Origin of the sequence: Tolypothrix bouteillei VB521301 (genome assembly GCF_000760695.4) — a bacterium.
Taxonomy (GTDB): Bacteria; Cyanobacteriota; Cyanobacteriia; order Cyanobacteriales; family Nostocaceae; genus Scytonema; species Scytonema bouteillei_A.
Map to the genome: position 1 here is coordinate 1104267 of NZ_JHEG04000001.1, position 17306 is coordinate 1121572.

Consider the following 17306-nt stretch of genomic DNA (forward strand, 5'->3'; position numbering starts at 1 on the left):
CTTGGGTTTTGCCTGTATAGATGCGATTTCTAATCGCTAAGGCAAGTATTAGATAGTATTTCCTAAGTATCTTTATACGAGTTGAACTATCATTTCTCGATCCTTCTCTTTTAGATTAAGAGGTGTTTTCAGGCATCTAATAATGCTTAAAACTCAACCATCGAAGTTGCACTTATACTTACACAATTTCGACCTCTGCGGATAGCTTGATGAAGTGCGCTTTCAGTAGCTTCAACCAGAACTTCCGGAGGATTTTCTTTACTTGGAATAATACTTGCTACTCCCAAACTTACTGTCAGTACACGAGATGAAAACCCACCAAATATAGAACGGTCGTGCTTAATTGCCAATCCAATAACATCATCTCTAATATGCGTTGCAATGTTAAGAGCAAACTCAGTACTCAAAAGAGGCACAATTATGGCAAACTTAGCACCTGCATAACGTGCTATAAAATACTCTGGATATTCATCTAAGCGATCGCTAATAGTATTTGCAATTAATTGCAAACACTCATCTCCAACTTTATATCCATAAGCTGCATTGAAGAACTTAAAGTAATCTACTTCACATAGCACTAGAGAGATTGGCAAAGCTTCCTTTGCCCATTCTTCCCAGTTATTTTCCATGTACTGATTGAAGTTGTGCCTCGTTGGAAGGTGGGTGAGTTCATCAAGATGATTTGCGTATCCTATCTTTTGTAATTCTGTCACTAACTCTTCTGTCTCGGCGACATTTTGTATCTTTTCGTGTTGCAACTGCTCTCGAAAATAAAGACGGTACAATTCACAGCTAGGCTTTGCCCGATTACCATCAAGCTCAATAAGCCCCATGCTTTCTAATTTAAAAGCTGCGATCGCATCCAAGTGAACGCTTTCATTAGAATTAACTACCTGTTGAAAAGCCGATACCAATGCTGGTGCTTTTTGAAGGATAGCTAGATTACCCCGTAAGTAGTCGCTAAAAATTCCTGATGATGTAGCCGCTGTTTGCAGCAATTCCTCATAGGTTATTTCTTCCCGTTGTAAATAATAGAATGCAAGATTTAAGAGATAGGGATGCCCGGATAACATTTTTATGAGTGGGGCAAGATTTTGTTTGCCTTTTTCACCACTAGCCCAAATTAATCCATAACGTTGTGCTAAATCCCAAGCTTGCTCTGGAGTAAACTTTGGTAGCGTTATTGTCAGTCCAACGTTAAAAGGGGATTGATTGAGATTGAGCGGAACGCATATTTCTGTGGCATGTGCTACAACTAAGCGACACTTTTGCCAAATTTTCTCTTGTTTGGCAAGCTCGTGCCAAAACCGCAGCATTGGCAAAAAATCTTTCGCAATAGTTGGGTGTTCAAAAACTCTGTTAACTTCATTTAAAACGATAACAACAGCATTAGCAACCTGCTTTAAGATATATGCTTCAAAATAAAGCTTACTACTCACTTTACTTCCCATATCCTCATCCCAGAAATTATCTAGCTTGGGATTGAGGTTCAATTGTCTGCTGACATTAGCGCAAAACCATCGTAAAAATTTTTCGAGAGAAATAAAGATGGATTCGTCTGCTTCTTGAAAGTCCAAATAAACTGTGTTGTACTCTAAAGCTTTTGAGTATGAAACAATGCGGTGTAGTAGAGAGCTCTTCCCCATTTTTCTAGGTGCTCTAATTCCGATCGCACATCCAGGTTGACTAATTTCTTGATAAGCGATTTCTTCAACAGGGGGACGGTTAATGTAGAAAGGAGAAGTCAGATCTAAAGGAGCGTTAGGATACGGAATTTCTTTATTTATCGTTAGAAGTTGCACGTCTTCACTTTCGTGCTTTTTATCTATTATTTCTAGTTCAGGTTCAGCTTCTTTTTTCTGCCTACCTATAAAATTTGTTTGGATCTGATTCAACACTAAATGCAGATTTTTCTTTGTGACCCTTTGTCCTACTGTATCTGAAATGTCTTGCCACAACTGGGAACCTACTTCCTTGATGTAATCGCTCGCATAACCCGAACTTTGAGCCATCTCATTGTAGGTTTGTCCCAACCAGGATTGATGTAACACAAACTTTTCAATAGAACTCAGTCGTCTTGGCAGAAGTGACTGTTCTACTGCTTCTAAAATTTGATTAACCTCCGTTGAATGGTCTGTCTGAAGCAAACCATTCCTGTAGCTATACGTACTTTTAATGTACACCTACGTACCCCTGTATAGAATGTAAATCGATAGATGCGGCTACATAAGTAGTTACACGCAGACAAACATAACATTAAGCGATTTTATATCAGTATCTAAACAATTATTCTAGTACTAAACTCTCACTCACGTTGCGAGTGTTTACTAAGTCTTTATGAAAACTTTAAAAATAGTCTTCATTAAACATTTTTTAAAGAAAAATTTATAAAACTTTCATCTTATTATCCAAGGCTTAACCATTTTTTAATATTCTTACAGAATATAGCATATTGCACAATTAATGAGTCAAGAAAGTTCTTGCCCTCATTTTTTCTGCTTTGTAGACTTTTATAAAACAATGATTTGAGGTTTAAAATATACGTATGTAAGCTGAAAGCCTATCAGAGCGAGCTTCCTATTTTTGACGATCCCCAACAGAATACTTGATATTTTTATTAAGTTTTGCTAGATTTTTCAGTATTATTACTGAGTAATGAGATTGTAATTGAGATTGAAATCTGAGACTAAATATTTAATAACTTAAGTTGCTAGAGATCCGAAAACGCTAGAATTTAAGCGCTGAAGAAAAGAAATATGTATTGATAATTACTTCAAAAGGTGTATTTTGTACCAATTTCATACCGTTTACGGGAACTAACTGCCAACTTACGTTAATATCTACTACTAGGTATGATAAGAAGATCTATTACTTCACCAATTACCAAACCACATCCAGCGATCGCACTCAATACTAAAAACGTATCTCGTTTACCAAATCCAGCAAAACGAAACTCCATCTCTGCTAGGAGTGTCGTTGTCAAAGGCAAAACGATGAACGTAACGAAAATTGACCAAGTTGCTATGAGTGCAATAGAAGCACCTAAAAACAAGACAACAGTTAAAGCTCTAGAACCAAATCGAATTAATCGTTCCAACCAAGCAATAGTTCTCCAAGCAATAGCTAACACTAAAGCTGCAACAAAAGCCCCCACCAACCAAGCGATATCGTGAGCCGACAGGTACCAACCCAACCAAGCATAAGCCAACCAAAGGAACACTAAGGGTAGCCAGGGTATTTTGTGGAGCAACTCATTATTCATAACCCATTTACCTTCATCATGAGAATAATGATAACTGACAGTGTACTAATTCAGCCTAGAGAAAGTCGTAATTCTAAATCAATATACTTATGGTTGATATTAAGAAGAAATTTATTTAATACAGGTTGGCGTAAATAAAGCAACCATTTCTCATTGCTTAGTTATTCTGAAACTATCTGTGCAAAAGACGGAAAAACCTGCTCCGTTAATAATCGGTCTGTACTCGGATACAATATGACTGCTACTGGCTATTACTCTTTATACGAGGTTCTACTTCATTCTTAGTATAATCTTTTACTCTGTTTGAGACAACACTATTACCAGTATTGCTGCTAAAAAGCGAACAACTTACATTAATACGGCTTTTGCCACTTTTATCAAGACTCAACCCATCATGCCTATTCCCAATAAAGTAGCTATTAATAGAAGTGATAGAGTTATATTTTCCACCGATCGCTAACCCATCTTTGCCATTAGCAGTCGAAGCAATTCCAATGAGGCGCACAGTGTTGCTGTTGCCATTGATATCAACGCCGTGAGTTGCATTGTGATTGAAAGTGCTATTGCAAGCAGTAAATTTATTATAATTACCGTTTATTTGTATGCCATCTTCTTTATTGGCAGTTATAGTGACTTGTGACAGATTGAGACTATTACCGTTAGAAATAATGTCAATGCCATCATCTGCATTATTGCTGACTACTAAATTATTAAGGATAATGCTGTTGTTATCACCTTCATCAAGATTAAATCCATCTTCACCATTGGCAACGAAACTACTATTGCTAGCACTGATGGTACTACTTGTGGTGCCTGCTTCAACTCCATTGTCTCCGTTATCGCTTAAAATGACTTCTGATAAAACTATAGTGTGACTGTTTCCTTTAACATCAATGCCATCATCCTTATTCTTACTCAAGAGCGAATGACTCACATTGATGATATTGCAATCACCATCTACCTTAATTCCATCTTCACCGTTACCGATAAAGCTAGTCTTTGACACGGAAACTCTATTCCCATCTCCCCCAATATCAATTCCATCATTGGCATTGTTGCTAAAGACACTGTTCGTGACTGTCAGATGGCTGCCACTCCTAACACTAATACCATCTTGACCCTTGGCAATAGTCAATCCATCGATAGCAACTTTAGCATTCTTAATACAGAAGTTATTGAATTTATCATTGCCACTGATAGTCAAGTTTTCAGCACCAAGCCCAGTTATAATCAGATCGTCTGTAATATCGAGTTGCTCGGTGAGTTTAATTTCTGAACCTGATGCCAGTTGAAAGACAATTCTTTCTCGTCCGCTTCGACTGTTAGCGGCATAAATCGCTTCACGGAGTGTTGTGACTCCATCATCAGGATCGACCACATCTTCAACACTATCAACGATAAAGGTACAACCAATTTCATCATGGTCTGGAGCTTCTGCTATGTTGGGATTGTAGTTTGCTGACATAACTATTCAGTTTTCTCTCCTTATTACATCTTTTGCATTGTTTGTACAGAAGTCTCGCTCGAAGCTTAACAAAGGTAGAACTGGACTTTTCAGTATTCTAAGTGCTAACACTGCAATTTTTTGACCGCGATAGTTAATCTGCTGAAATTTTAATATTCTTGCTTGAAAAAGTCTTTTAAGAACCTCTTTTTCTTACTTTTATAACTTTTCCTACTTTTAGCTAAGCCGGGTAGAAGCTTCTGGCTCTATCCGTAATGCATGGAGTAATACTCTGGAATACTAGATAAAAACTCAACGCCATATTAGCCGTTATAACTCTAGGAACCAGAGCAAAGCGCTAACTTCGCCAATAGTTTTTTTACATAGGAGGAAAAATCTATAAGTATGGACTGTAGGGAGTTTGCGAAATCAAGCGTTGGGAATGGAACTTTAGGCATTGAGCTAAAATTGCTAGCAATGTTGCAAATGATAACTATGAGTTCCCAACCAAGTTCGCCGATCCCCATCAATCGCGATCGCTCACACTTAGATATTTTTTATACTAAAATTCAAAAATTCCTGTGGTTAAAAATTGGGTTGGGATTTTTCAGTCTTGGACTACTAACTCCCCTTCCTTCCTTAGGCGCAGAACGACTGACTCTTTCTTTTGGTGTTTTGGGACGCTCTATCCCTATTGGTTCTTTGGAAGAATACGCTCATACTGGTAAAGTCGATGATGAACTGGCTGCATATACCCAGCATGCCGATACGAAGCAGCTCAACCAGTTACGCGAGGTTCTGCTGACACCTATTCCCCTCACCTCTGTACAAGTGTCTCAATTTCTCTACACTCCTATTGGTGAAACATTACTCAAAAATCTTGGAGAAGTGGTGCAGCAAGATTCTGGTATTAGTGGATTTTACGCAATTCGAGCATCCTTGATTCTTGCTGCCGCAGAGCCAAAAGGTTTAACATTATTAAACGTACTAAAAAGATTTCCCTCCAGAACTATTTCGATTAATTTACCTCGCAGTTTGGAAATAGCAGCTGCATTCGAGAGGTTGGTTAATCAGACTCAAAGAACGCTTGCACTCATCAACGAGCAATCATCTCAAGAAGTAGCTAAGGCTTTTGCAGGGGGAGAAGTTTCTGTAAGAGAATTGTTAAAACCAGGTAGTTTTAAGTGGCAAAAACGCACCATCATACTTAACGACATATCCCGCACTCGGACTTTCCCGGCTGACGTATACTTACCACTGACTTCAGGTTCTCGTTCAGTCGTTGTAATTTCCCACGGGCTTGGTTCTGATAGAACAAGTTTTGCTTACTTAGCTGAGTACCTTGCTTCCTATGGATTTGTTGTGGCGGTTCCAGAGCATCCCGGTAGTAACGCCGAACAGTTACAAGCCTTATTATCAGGTAGAGCAAATGAAGTTGCTAGCCCCAGAGAGTTTGTGGATCGCCCTCTAGATATAAAGTACCTCCTGGATCAACTTAGCAGCTTATCCCAATCAGATGGAGATTTTAAAGGTCGCTTAAATTTGGAGCAAGTAGGCGTCGTGGGACAGTCTTTTGGAGGTTACACAGCACTAGTTTTAGCAGGAGCACCGATTAATTTTGACCAACTTAAGAAAAATTGCCCAGCTTCACCAAATGCAGTCAACGTTTCTTTATTACTCCAATGTTTGGCTATTAACTTACCACCAATCGCTTATAACTTATCAGATTCACGGGTAAAAGCTGCGCTCGCAATTAACCAAATTGACAGTACTATTTTGGGTCAAGCCAGCCTCAGTAAGATTAACATTCCTGTCATGACAGTTGCTGGCGGTTCTGATACTGTTGCTCCAGCACTTCCAGAACAAATTCAACCCTTCACATGGTTAACAACCCCAAATAAATATTTAGTTCTGGTGAATAATGCCACACATTTTTCAACGATCGCAGAGTCACCAAATTCTGCTATTCCAGTTCCAGACTCAGTTGTAGGTCCAAATCCTGCCATAGCCCGTCGCTATATCACGGCTTTGAGTCTTCCCTTTTTCCAGACTTACGTTGCCAATCAGCCCAGTTACCGTCGTTTTCTCAGCGCGGGTTATGCTAATGCTATCAGTCAGGAACCATTACCATTGAGTTTGGTGCAATCTTTGAACTTGGATGCTGCTAGAAGTAAAGAGAGTGGAAAATAAATCTACTTGAAACTGCCTAAAATATGTCAATTCTGGATATGCTTGTCCGATTCTACGCTCGCTGCGATCGAACAAAAAAGTGCGATTACCTGTTGTGCCTAAATCTAATGTCAGAATAAAACCCATTGACATAACACAACTTAGTTAAGATCTATCAGTTAAGAGTATCAGATATGTAAAGACGCGCCATGGCGCGTCTTTACGGAGACCAGTGTTACTGTTCAGACCGTGCGTCCTCATCCTTTGCACCGTTTTTCTCCCGTTTCAGGCTTTCTTCTAAGGCTTGAATTTGCTCTCTACGGGCTTCCAACTCTAAAGAGCGACGGGCTAGGTCTTGATTTTGCAATGTTAAGTTTTGTCTCCACTGTTCTGCTCGCTCAGTTTCCTGTTGCAAGAATTCAGGCGTGATACCATTGGCAAGGTAGGTCTGTACCAAATTGAGCACCCAATCAGTGGCTTCTTCCAAACTCTGGATATCACCTGTGGGGGAAAGTTCCACGAGAACAAGTAGTTTTTCTGCTAGAATCTTTCCTTTTCCCAAAAGAATAAAAGCTTCTTCTGGTATCGTAACCCACATATGTTCAGCTTCCTGACGTGCCAACAACCGCAACTGAAGCTGGTCCAGAAAGTCATTTTTATGCACCTGAGCTAGATATAGCATGACGGTTGTCTGGGTTATTAATTTTAGCAATCTACTTGATTGCTATGCTAACCCACGAAGCCGATCGCGTAAAATCTCTGCTTGTTTTTCAGCTTCTGCCAAAGCATCTCTTGCTCCCTGTACGACGTCTTGTGGTGCTTTATCCACAAATTTGGAATTGCTTAATCTTCCACGCAAAGATTGAGCTTCGCTTTCTGCTTTGTTAAGGCTTCTTTCTAGCTTAGCTCGCAAGGTATCAAGATCGACAACACCTTTGAGAGGAATGACCACTTGTACCGTACCGACAACACCTGCGATCGCTTGTTCTGGTTCTTGAGGTTGGGTTTCAATGTGCGGTGGATTTTCTTTAGGAGTTGGTGGAAACCATTGCTCCCAGAATTTTTGTCTTCTTTCAGCCAACAAGATATTCTGGACAACAAACCATGCAGAATAACCAAAACCAACCAGTTCAAAGAACTTTCCAAAGAAGGGCAGATCGTCTACTGCATCAGCGACAGCAAACCCTACTCTCAACACGAAAATAGCGCCAATAATAGCTGCTATTTTTCCCCAATTGATGGATAAGTTTTTACTAGCAACTGTTGTATTCTTTTGTTCGCCAGTAATAGTTAAATTCTCCACCTTAGCCAAATCTTTAATATAAGGCTGTCCTGCGTTAAGAATTTGTTGTTCCTTTGTGCTTTCGCTTTGTAAGTTAACTGTTATCTTCGCCCCAGGCTTAATATCTGCCTCAGCCCGCAAGTTACGAATTGTACGAATTGTAGCAAAAAGTAATTCAAACTGTTCTTCTAAAGCAGAGTCAATAAAATTCGCATCTGCTTCTGGATAAAGTTGTAAGGACAAACTTTGCCTGGAATCAATGGGTTGCTGTGTCAGAGTATGCCAAATCTCTTCAGTAATATGAGGCATAAAAGGATGAAGTAATTTGAGGATGCCTTCTAAAACATAAGCAAGAGTTTGTTGTGCGACATGGCGAGACTCAGGGTTGGCATCTTTTTGCAAGCGAGATTTCACAAGTTCGATATACCAGTCGCAAAAGTCACCCCAGATAAATTCATAAAGCCCTTTTGCTGCTTCCCCCAATCCGTAATTGTGGAAGAAATCATTGGTTTGTTTGACAACTTGATTGTAGCGGGAAACAATCCAGCGATCGCTCAATTCCAATTTTGAATAGTGAATATTGGATATTCGATTATCCGACTCCAATCCAAAATCGTCTAAGTTCATCATCACAAAACGGGCAGCATTCCACAACTTATTAGCAAAATTGCGGGCTGCTTCTACTGATGGCGATTCATCTGTTTTGCGATTGTAATCCAACCGGATATCTTGACCTGCACCTGCAACTTCCTTAATGAGGGTATAACGCAAAGCATCAGTACCGTATTTGTCAATCAGAAGCAACGGATCGACACCGTTACCAGCTGATTTGGACATTTTTTTGCCATTTTCATCCAATACCAAGCCGTGGATGTAAACAGATTTAAACGGCATTTGTCCGGTAAAATGCCCACCCATCATAGTCATTCTGGCAACCCAGAAAAAGATAATGTCAAAACCCGTGACCAAGGTACTGGTAGGATAGTAAGTTGCTAAGTCTGGAGTTTGTTCGGGCCAACCTAAAGTCGAAAAAGGCCATAACCCCGAAGAAAACCAAGTATCAAGCACGTCTGGATCTTGCTCTATCTTGACATTATCGCCAAATTGTGCGTTAAGCTTTTCCCTTGCTTCTGCTTCTGACTTGGCAACAACAAAGGGAGTTGTGTCAGATATTTCTCCCCCTGTTTCGCTAACTGCGTACCAAGCAGGGATTTGGTGTCCCCACCACAACTGACGGGAAATACACCAATCTTTTAGTTTCACCAACCAATCACGGTACACCTTTGTCCAGCGTTGGGGAACAAACTCAGGAGAATTTTTCTGGTCGAGAAATTCCAGTGCTCTGTCTGCCATTGGGCGAATTTTAACAAACCACTGGGTTGAGAGGAGGGGTTCAACGGGGACTTTCCCTCGCTCGCTGTAAGGAACTGAATGTTTGTAATCCTCAATTTTTACTAGAAATCCATCTGTTTCTAAACGAGAAACAACATTTTTTCTAGCAACAAAGCGGTCTTGTCCTTGGAATGAACCAGCATTCTCATTGAGCGTACCGTCCTTATTCATGATGTTAATAAACGGCAGATTGTGACGCTGACCCATTTCAAAGTCATTCAGATCGTGGGCGGGAGTGACTTTTACGCAACCCGTCCCAAAAGTGGGGTCAACTAACTCATCACCAATAATGGGAATTTCCCGATTCATAATTGGCAAAGTTAGGGTTTTCCCAATCAAATGCTTGTAGCGATCGTCATTTGGATTTACAGCCACAGCAGTATCGCCCAACATTGTTTCCGGACGAGTTGTGGCAACTTCTACAGAGCCAGTACCATCAGTTAGGGGATAGCGGAAGTGCCAGAGGTGACCATCAACTTCTTTTAAGTCTACTTCTAAATCAGAAACAGCGGATTGTGATTCCGGACACCAGTTTACTAAGTATTTACCGCGATAAATTAGCCCTTCTTCGTAGAGACTTGTAAAAGCGTGAGCTACAGCTTTAGATAAACCTTCATCTAGGGTAAACCGTTCCCGCGTCCAATCTACCGATACACCCAAGCGCCGCAATTGATTGACAATTGTTCCCCCTGATTCTGCTTTCCATTGCCAAGCACGTTCTAGAAATTTGTTGCGTCCCAACTCGTAGCGAGTTTTGCCCTCTGCTTTGAGCTGCTTTTCCAGAATGGCTTGTACTGCAATGCTGGCGTGGTCAGTTCCGGGGAGATAAAGGGTATTGAGCCCTTTCATCCGATGGTAGCGCACGAGGGTATCAATCAGTGAATTGTCAAAGGCGTGACCCATGTGCAGGCTACCTGTAACGTTAGGTGGCGGAATAACGATGCAGTAGGATTGACTGCTTTGATTGGGGTCGGCTTTGTAAGTTTGGTTTTCTTCCCAAAATTTTTGCCACTTGGCTTCTGTGGAGAAGGGTTCGTAAAGACTGGGGAGATTTGTGTTTGTTGTTGCGGTCATGCTGGGAAAACTATCAGTGGAAGGACTTTTATAAATTTTGCCACAGGCTTAAGGAGTGTTTTATGGAAATGAACCGCAGAGGCGCAGAGGGCGCAGAGAGAAGAGAGTTAGGAGAGGAAATGAGTGAGTTGACCGGATCTGTCATTGGGGCGGCGATTGAGGTACATCGAATGTTGGGACCTGGATTTCTGGAGTCGGTGTATCATCAAGCTTTGAGGCTAGAATTTGAAATGCGGGGTATACCTCACAAATCTAAATATCCCGTAGCAATTACTTACAAAAGTCATCAAGTTGGTGAGGGCGAATTAGATTTTTTCGTTGGTGATACTCTTGTTGTCGAATTGAAAGCTGTTGAAAAATTAGCACCCATTCACGAGGCTCAAGTCATTTCCTATCTAAAAACAACCAACCAAACCCTTGCCCTTCTCATCAACTTTAACGTTCCCATCCTCAAACAGGGTATCAAAAGAATAGTACTTTCCTCTTAACTCTTCTCCTCATTCTCTCTGCGCTCTCTGCGCCTCTGCGGTTCATTAAACAAAAAACGGAATTTGTTACACCATCCTTGTAGTCATCTAAATTGCTCAATAATACCGATAATTTTATGAAATTAAAACCTAGTTTACTTCAATTTATTGTCATCGGCATGACGATATCCTTGTTGGCTTCCTGCACCCGAGTTCCAGAAACGAGCCAGATAAACTGCAACAGCTCACAAGCACAGCGCTCCTATGAATGCAATAACTCTAGCAGTGGTGGTAGCAGTCGCATTTACCATGGGGGTTCTGGATATAGATACCGTGGTGGTAGTAGAGGTAGTTCAAGCTATTCCCCGGCTCAGGTAGGTCGTTCTGGATTTGGTAGTTTTGGTCGCGGTGCTAGCGCAGGTGGTTAAGAGAATGAATGTAGATATTTTTGATAGCCCTCAACGAAAGCAGTTCTTTCAATCCATGAAAATGGGTTGGTATAATGTTTGCCCAATTGAGGAAGGAACGGGTATCCCTCTGACTGACCAAGAAACGCCATACGCGTTGTATTACTGTCATACAGTTTCCCCACAAACTATACAAGAAATTAAACAGGCATCTGAATTGGTTGGTAGTGTTTTGATGGAAGCTTGGTCTATTGTTCGTACCCTTGATGAAGAGACTTTACTTGACTATGGCTTTCCTAAAGATGCTATTAAGGTAGTGAAGCATGATTCTCTTGCACCATTTTGTATGCGACTGGATTGGTGCTGGAATGAAGAGACAGGCGTAAAAAAAGTTATTGAAACAAATCCTCAAACGCCTAGCTTTTGGTTTGAATGTACGGAAGGTAATGGTAAAGTTGCAGAACATTTTGAATTAAAAGACCCCGTGTATGATGCTCAAAATGTGTTGAGTGTGTCCCTCAATCAACATATACAAAGGGCAGCACAAGTGCTCAAGAAAAGAGTTCAAGAATGCCGTGTTGCTTTTACAGCATTAAATAATGCCGAAGATTTAGGTACGATGAGATGGTTGAGTAAAAAATTTAATCATAAAAGTGCTGTACTACCTTTAGAATATCTTCGTATTAAAGATGGAAAATATCTATTTGATTCTAGAACGGGGCTACCTATAGATATATTGTTTATGTGGTATCCCATTGAATGGGTTATTTATGATACAGATGATAAAGGAGAGAGATTGTGGCCTGCCCTTGAGCAACTGATTTTAGAGAACAAAGTTGTTATTGTTAACTTTGGTTCTGCTTTTGCACTACAGCCTAAAAGTATATTTGCGCTGATTACAGATTTGGGATTGGAATTGTTTAATCATAAAGATGCTCAAACAATTTTTGACTATTTCCCCAAAACTTCTATGGTGCCAGAAAAAATAGGAAATTCATACTTTGCCAAACCTATTTTGGGAAGGGAAGGTGCAGGAGGATTCGCTGTCAAATCGGGAGAGGTTGCTGTTCGCAGTCACAGTAACGATCCTTGGTATATAGAACAAGATTATGTGTATCAGGAGTTATTGGAACTTCCCACTTTAGAACTCGCCCAGCAATCTATGACTGTAGTTTGGGGAGCTTGGTTGTACAATAACGGTCAAGATAAATTGGTGTCAGGTGGTGTAGGAATGCGTGTTTCTGAGGGGAAAATAACAGATAATATTTCCTATTGGTGTCCTATTGGATGTTAAAGTCAACCAAGTCATTGTATGGAAGAGCAAATTAAATCTCGTTCTCCTTGGGCGTTTATTCCTACTTTGTATTTTGCCTCTGGAATGCCCTATGTCATTATCAATACGCTTTCTGTGATTTTTTACAAGAAATTAGGTATCGATAATACTCAAATTACATTTTGGACGAGTTTGCTTTATCTTCCCTGGATTCTCAAAATGTTTTGGAGTCCAATTGTTGATACCTATTGGACAAAAAGAACATGGATACTGGGTACGCAATTGGCTATGTTCTGTTGTCTGGGGTTAGTTGCTTTTTCATTACAATTGCCAAATTTCTTTTTTATATCCTTAGCGGGATTGACTGTTGGAGCATTTATTTCGGCAACTTATGATATTGCAACGGATGGTTTTTATTTACTGGCTTTAAATCCAGGTGAACAAGCTTTCTTTGTGGGTATTCGTTCGCTTTTTTATCGGATTGCTCTTATTTTTGGTTCTGGTTTTTTGGTAATTTTGGCCGGGATACTTGAAGAAAAGTATCTAAAAAGTATTCCTTTGAGTTGGAGTCTATCTATTGGTTTATCATCATTAATATTAGCTACATTATTTATATTTCATCAGATTTTTTTGCCTTTGCCTGAAGCTGGCGATCGCAGTCAGTTAGAAGCTCAATCAAAGATTTCTTTTTTTGATATTATTATTTCTTATTTTAAACAAGAAAAAATTGCGGCTATTTTAGCATTTATACTGCTTTATAGATTTGGTGAGGCAATGTTGCTAAAAATAGCTCAATTGTTTTTACTGGATAAACCAGAAGCAGGAGGATTGGGGCTATCAACATCAACTGTGGGTTTAATCTACGGTACCTTTGGGGTTCTTTCTTTAATTGTGGGAGGCATTACAGGTGGGATGGTTATTTCAAGGTATGGATTAAAAAAATGTCTTTTGCCGATGGCTTTGGCATTGAATCTACCCGATATATTCTATGTCTATATGGCTTATGCTAAACCATCTTTGCCTCTTGTTTATGCTTTAGTCTCTTTTGAGCAATTGGGATATGGTTTTGGATTCACTGCATTTAGTATTTATTTAATGTATATTTCTAAAGGAGAATATAAAACTTCTCATTTTGCTATTTCTACAGGTATTATGGCTTTGGGTATAATGTTGCCTGGGTTAATTAGCGGTTACATTCAGGCACAAGTAGGGTATTTCTTATTTTTTATATTAGTATGTTTGTTGACAGTTCCTGGCATGATAACTCTATTTTTTATTCCTTTGGAAGAAGGAACTGCAGATAAACGCATCTCAACTAACAACTAACGAATAACAATTAAGTAGGTTATGAATTATGTTTTAGGAATTGATGGTGGTGGAAGTAAAACTGTTTGCGTTTTGATGAATGATGCAGGGCAAGTTTTAGGTCGCGGTGAATCTGGTGCATCAAATTATCAAAGTATAGGTATTCAAGCTGCATTACAAGCGATGGAGTCCGCTATTTATAATGCAGCAGTTGAGGCGTTGAAGTTAACGTCTAATATTAGAGTGCAAGCGATTTGCTTGGGATTAGCTGGTGTAGGGCGTCCTGAGGATATCGAAGTTGTAAAAGGTATAGTGCTTGAATTGCAGAATAGTAGTTTGCTTCCTATCACTTGGAATTTAACCTGTAACAAGTATAATGACCCAAATATTGTTATTTGCAATGATGCCTTGATTGCTTTAGTTGGGGGAGTTGGTTATCCCGTCGGAATTGTGGTTGCGGCTGGGACTGGTTCTATAGTTTTTGGTCGCAACCATCAGGGAGATATTAAGCGAGTTGGTGGTTGGGGATATATTTTAGGTGATGAAGGAAGTGCTTATAAAATAGCTGTAGCTGGTATGCAAGCAGCGTTAAAGGCATACGATGGACGTGAGGTTCCTACCAGTCTTGTTGAAGTTTTTAAACAGCACCTCAATCTGGCAAGTTTAGAGGATTTGATAGAAGTTGTCTATCGTAGGGGTTGGGGTGTTAAAGAGATAGCAGCTTTAGCACCTCTTGTTGATGGTGCTGCTGTTTGTGGAGATGAAACTGCTAATAGAATTATCGATGATGCTGTGAAAGAGCTAATAAGGGCGACTGGTACAGTTATTGATACGATTTTTAGTCATCGAGAACTTTTTGAAGTTGTAACAACGGGGAGTGTTTGGCTGGGAAAATCTAAGATGCGCGATAAATTTGCTAAATCAATTCGTACTATGTTTCCGACAGCAAAAGTGATTTTTCCCCGTCACGAACCTGCTTGTGGTGCTGGATTGTTAGCGTTGCAGAGGTTGGCGGGGGAAGGTAGTTTGTGAGGTTATGTCTGGAATAAGGGGAACATCCCAATTTGGAAAAAACACCTTGCCATTGAAATTGGCTATACAAGATAAGTCTGCCTGCGCGGACTAAATACAAAGTCCACCTACGTGGACTTTGTTTGTATAGCCTCAGAATAGAATTCTGAGGGCAATAAGCCAAATTGGGATACTCCCAGTATAAGTTGTTATATGTCCATATCATTTTACCCCCCATATTGATTGCGAGAAGTCGTATTCTTTTTACCTATAATACTTTTAGCTATCAAAGGTGTAAAGCAGTAGTTGCTTGTTAGCACACACGAACAATATTCAAACCAAATGGAAAGCGTTGAAAAGGATAAAAGAAGTACGAATGAAATTATTCAAACTGCCTTAACGACAGAAAGTGAAGATATTTATTGGCACTTGGTACACATTTTACGTATCCGTGGTGGTGATAGGGAATTTACAGCAGCATCAAAATTGTGTGAGAGTCAAAATTCTAAGGAAAGAACTTTAGGAGTTCGCATCTTAGCACAATTAGGAACTACACAAAAGCAATTCCGTATTCTCGAACGCGGAGATATTTTATTAAAGCTACTATCACAAGAAGAAAAAGATAGCAATGTTTTGACTGCGATTGGCTATGCTTTTGGTCATTTACAAGATACAAGGGGGATTTTGCCGTTAATCAACTTAAAAAATCATGCTGATAGCATTTGTCACAAGTTAAGGCTACAAGGCGGTTGTCAAGGGGATTTTAGAAGATGCTTGAAAGAAAAACTCCTTGGAGCCTCGCTGTTTTTCTGGGAATGGTGCGACAATTAACCTAACGTTCGCTTTTCGTTGTCGTTTAACAATACCTAAATCTTGATTTTCTGGAGCGGCGAAATATTTAACTGGGTCTGTAACTAAACCTTTTTGATGAGCCACATAAAAATGATAAAGACCGCGATAAATCATTTCGCGCATAAATGGAGTCAAATGGTAAAGAAAGCTCATCAGCCACAGCATCGCCTAAATCTACGCGCCACAGCATAAAACAACCAAGTCCCCCAAATCTGTAGCTGAATTCCATTAATGGAACCTGTCCATAAATAACTGAGACCTAAGAGCCTTTTGATTATATTAAAAGCATCTTCAATCCGCCATCGTCTTCGATATAAATCAGCAACGACGTAGGGAGGTAAAATGGTTGGGTCAAGTACACTCGTTAAATAAGAATGCCAAATTTTTCCTGAATGAATTTCGATGAGACGTAAAGTGACAAATGGGGTCTTCTTCGTGCCAGAACCCAGTTTTATTAAACGGTCACGCAGAGAATAGCTGTCTGTAAATACCCGCTCAACCTTAATGGCAGCCCCTTTCTTAAGTCTAGTAATAAAATGAACTTCTTGTTCAATTAATTGAAGCCAGAAGCTAAAATGGTAAAATCCTCTATCCAGTAACAGCAAAGTTTTGGCTGGGACTAAATTTAAAATATTTTCTTCTAGTTTGGTATCAGAAGCTCTGGGATTTTCTTGAAACCAAATTTCTACAGGTAATCTGGTCATTAAATCAATGACTGTTGCCATTTTAAGAGCTAATTGCCCAGTAGGGACATCTTCTAAGCTTTTGAGCTTACAAAACAACGCCTCTAACGTTGAACTATCTATTATCCAAATTTGGGAAAATTTAGGAAAAGTAAACTGAAGACTTTCAGGTATTGGTCGTTTATTTCTACTGTGCCAAGCCGTTATCAAACTGGGTAATAAATTTTTAAAGACTTGCTCAAATAATTCTGCAGGAAAACTTAAAAATCGTTGCGAGAGTGCTTGTTGAGTAACGGCAGTGGGTTTACACCATAAAAAACATAGATCGTGCTAACATTCTTGTCAGCTCCGTGACTCCCGCCACGTCTCGCCATAGTAAGGTTAACACTGCTGCAACCATTAATGGTAAGTTGAGAATTCTGCTTCTTAATCCCAGGTTACGGTAGTAGTTTTCTTGACTTGTGATTGCTGGTGTGAGTAATGCGGACAGTTGCTCTGCAATGACTTCGTCTTCTACCATCGGTCTGTGAGTCTTTTTGGCGTGGTCACGAGAGCGTTTTTCGGTTGCCGCTCATGGTAGCTCACACAATCCCTTAATTACTGATCTAGTCTGAGTTTCACATGATTTCTCCTCAAGGCGAATATTACTTGAAGACCTATTAATAATGATAATCGCAAGGGGAGG

General features: G+C 39.8%; 12 protein-coding genes and 1 pseudogene. 7 read left to right on the plus strand and 6 right to left on the minus strand.

Features of this window, described 5'->3' with window-relative positions:
* Nucleotides 1-146 precede the first annotated feature (146 nt).
* From HC643_RS04310 to HC643_RS04320, 3 genes are all read right to left on the minus strand, one after another.
* A complete protein-coding gene (locus tag HC643_RS04310; RefSeq protein WP_237265829.1) occupies nucleotides 147-2183 on the minus strand; it encodes an AAA-like domain-containing protein in 2037 nt (678 codons plus the stop codon).
* A 650-nt stretch (nucleotides 2184-2833) separates the two neighbouring features.
* Nucleotides 2834-3262 carry a hypothetical protein gene (locus tag HC643_RS04315; protein ID WP_038083696.1) on the minus strand — a complete coding sequence of 143 codons (429 nt, stop codon included), beginning with the start codon at nucleotides 3260-3262 and terminating at the stop codon, nucleotides 2834-2836.
* A gap of 241 nt (nucleotides 3263-3503) precedes the next feature.
* A complete protein-coding gene (locus HC643_RS04320; protein ID WP_038083694.1) occupies nucleotides 3504-4727 on the minus strand; it encodes a right-handed parallel beta-helix repeat-containing protein in 1224 nt (407 codons plus the stop codon).
* 474 nt (nucleotides 4728-5201) lie between these two features.
* Here HC643_RS04320 and HC643_RS04325 point away from each other — a divergent pair, with 474 nt between their 5' ends.
* Entirely contained in the window at nucleotides 5202-6896 is a 1695-nt protein-coding gene (locus HC643_RS04325; protein ID WP_237265830.1) for an alpha/beta hydrolase, read from the plus strand.
* Between the two features lie 214 nt (nucleotides 6897-7110).
* Here the strand turns inward: HC643_RS04325 and HC643_RS04330 are convergent, their stop codons facing one another.
* Nucleotides 7111-7557, minus strand: coding sequence for a hypothetical protein (locus tag HC643_RS04330; RefSeq protein WP_038083692.1), 447 nt, complete (start codon nucleotides 7555-7557; stop codon nucleotides 7111-7113).
* A gap of 42 nt (nucleotides 7558-7599) precedes the next feature.
* A complete protein-coding gene (locus tag HC643_RS04335; protein ID WP_050045574.1) occupies nucleotides 7600-10623 on the minus strand; it encodes a valine--tRNA ligase in 3024 nt (1007 codons plus the stop codon).
* A gap of 62 nt (nucleotides 10624-10685) precedes the next feature.
* Between HC643_RS04335 and HC643_RS04340 the strand changes: the two genes are divergently transcribed.
* The 6 genes from HC643_RS04340 to HC643_RS04365 all read left to right on the plus strand — a co-directional run bounded on the left by HC643_RS04340 (nucleotide 10686) and on the right by HC643_RS04365 (nucleotide 15917).
* Entirely contained in the window at nucleotides 10686-11111 is a 426-nt protein-coding gene (locus tag HC643_RS04340) for a GxxExxY protein (protein ID WP_038096715.1), read from the plus strand.
* A 116-nt stretch (nucleotides 11112-11227) separates the two neighbouring features.
* Nucleotides 11228-11518 (plus strand): hypothetical protein, encoded by a 291-nt coding sequence (locus HC643_RS04345; protein ID WP_050045573.1) that lies wholly within the window; start codon nucleotides 11228-11230, stop codon nucleotides 11516-11518.
* Between the two features lie 4 nt (nucleotides 11519-11522).
* Nucleotides 11523-12791, plus strand: coding sequence for a glutathionylspermidine synthase family protein (locus HC643_RS04350; RefSeq protein ID WP_038096713.1), 1269 nt, complete (start codon nucleotides 11523-11525; stop codon nucleotides 12789-12791).
* Between the two features lie 18 nt (nucleotides 12792-12809).
* Nucleotides 12810-14096 carry an MFS transporter gene (locus HC643_RS04355; protein ID WP_072040727.1) on the plus strand — a complete coding sequence of 429 codons (1287 nt, stop codon included), beginning with the start codon at nucleotides 12810-12812 and terminating at the stop codon, nucleotides 14094-14096.
* A 21-nt stretch (nucleotides 14097-14117) separates the two neighbouring features.
* Entirely contained in the window at nucleotides 14118-15107 is a 990-nt protein-coding gene (locus HC643_RS04360; protein ID WP_038096711.1) for an N-acetylglucosamine kinase, read from the plus strand.
* 321 nt (nucleotides 15108-15428) lie between these two features.
* Nucleotides 15429-15917: a hypothetical protein gene (locus HC643_RS04365; RefSeq protein ID WP_137986234.1), complete on the plus strand. Its 489-nt coding sequence runs from the start codon at nucleotides 15429-15431 to the stop codon at nucleotides 15915-15917.
* Here HC643_RS04365 and HC643_RS04370 read toward each other — a convergent pair.
* A pseudogene (locus HC643_RS04370) lies at nucleotides 15825-17141 on the minus strand (IS4 family transposase). The gene HC643_RS04365 and the pseudogene HC643_RS04370 sit on opposite strands and share 93 nt — an antisense overlap.
* Nucleotides 17142-17306 lie beyond the last annotated feature (165 nt).

Excerpts from the sequence above, each read along its gene's own strand:
- HC643_RS04340 (WP_038096715.1), top strand. The coding sequence starts at position 10,686 with ATGGAAATGAACCGCAGAGGCGCAGAGGGCGCAGAGAGAAGAGAGTTA.
- HC643_RS04360 (WP_038096711.1), top strand. The coding sequence starts at position 14,118 with ATGAATTATGTTTTAGGAATTGATGGTGGTGGAAGTAAAACTGTTTGC.
- HC643_RS04350 (WP_038096713.1), top strand. The coding sequence starts at position 11,523 with ATGAATGTAGATATTTTTGATAGCCCTCAACGAAAGCAGTTCTTTCAA.
- HC643_RS04315 (WP_038083696.1), bottom strand. The coding sequence starts at position 3,262 with ATGAATAATGAGTTGCTCCACAAAATACCCTGGCTACCCTTAGTGTTC.
- HC643_RS04335 (WP_050045574.1), bottom strand. The coding sequence starts at position 10,623 with ATGACCGCAACAACAAACACAAATCTCCCCAGTCTTTACGAACCCTTC.
- HC643_RS04330 (WP_038083692.1), bottom strand. The coding sequence starts at position 7,557 with ATGCTATATCTAGCTCAGGTGCATAAAAATGACTTTCTGGACCAGCTT.
- HC643_RS04365 (WP_137986234.1), top strand. The coding sequence starts at position 15,429 with ATGGAAAGCGTTGAAAAGGATAAAAGAAGTACGAATGAAATTATTCAA.
- HC643_RS04355 (WP_072040727.1), top strand. The coding sequence starts at position 12,810 with ATGGAAGAGCAAATTAAATCTCGTTCTCCTTGGGCGTTTATTCCTACT.
- HC643_RS04345 (WP_050045573.1), top strand. The coding sequence starts at position 11,228 with ATGAAATTAAAACCTAGTTTACTTCAATTTATTGTCATCGGCATGACG.
- HC643_RS04325 (WP_237265830.1), top strand. The coding sequence starts at position 5,202 with ATGAGTTCCCAACCAAGTTCGCCGATCCCCATCAATCGCGATCGCTCA.
- HC643_RS04320 (WP_038083694.1), bottom strand. The coding sequence starts at position 4,727 with ATGTCAGCAAACTACAATCCCAACATAGCAGAAGCTCCAGACCATGAT.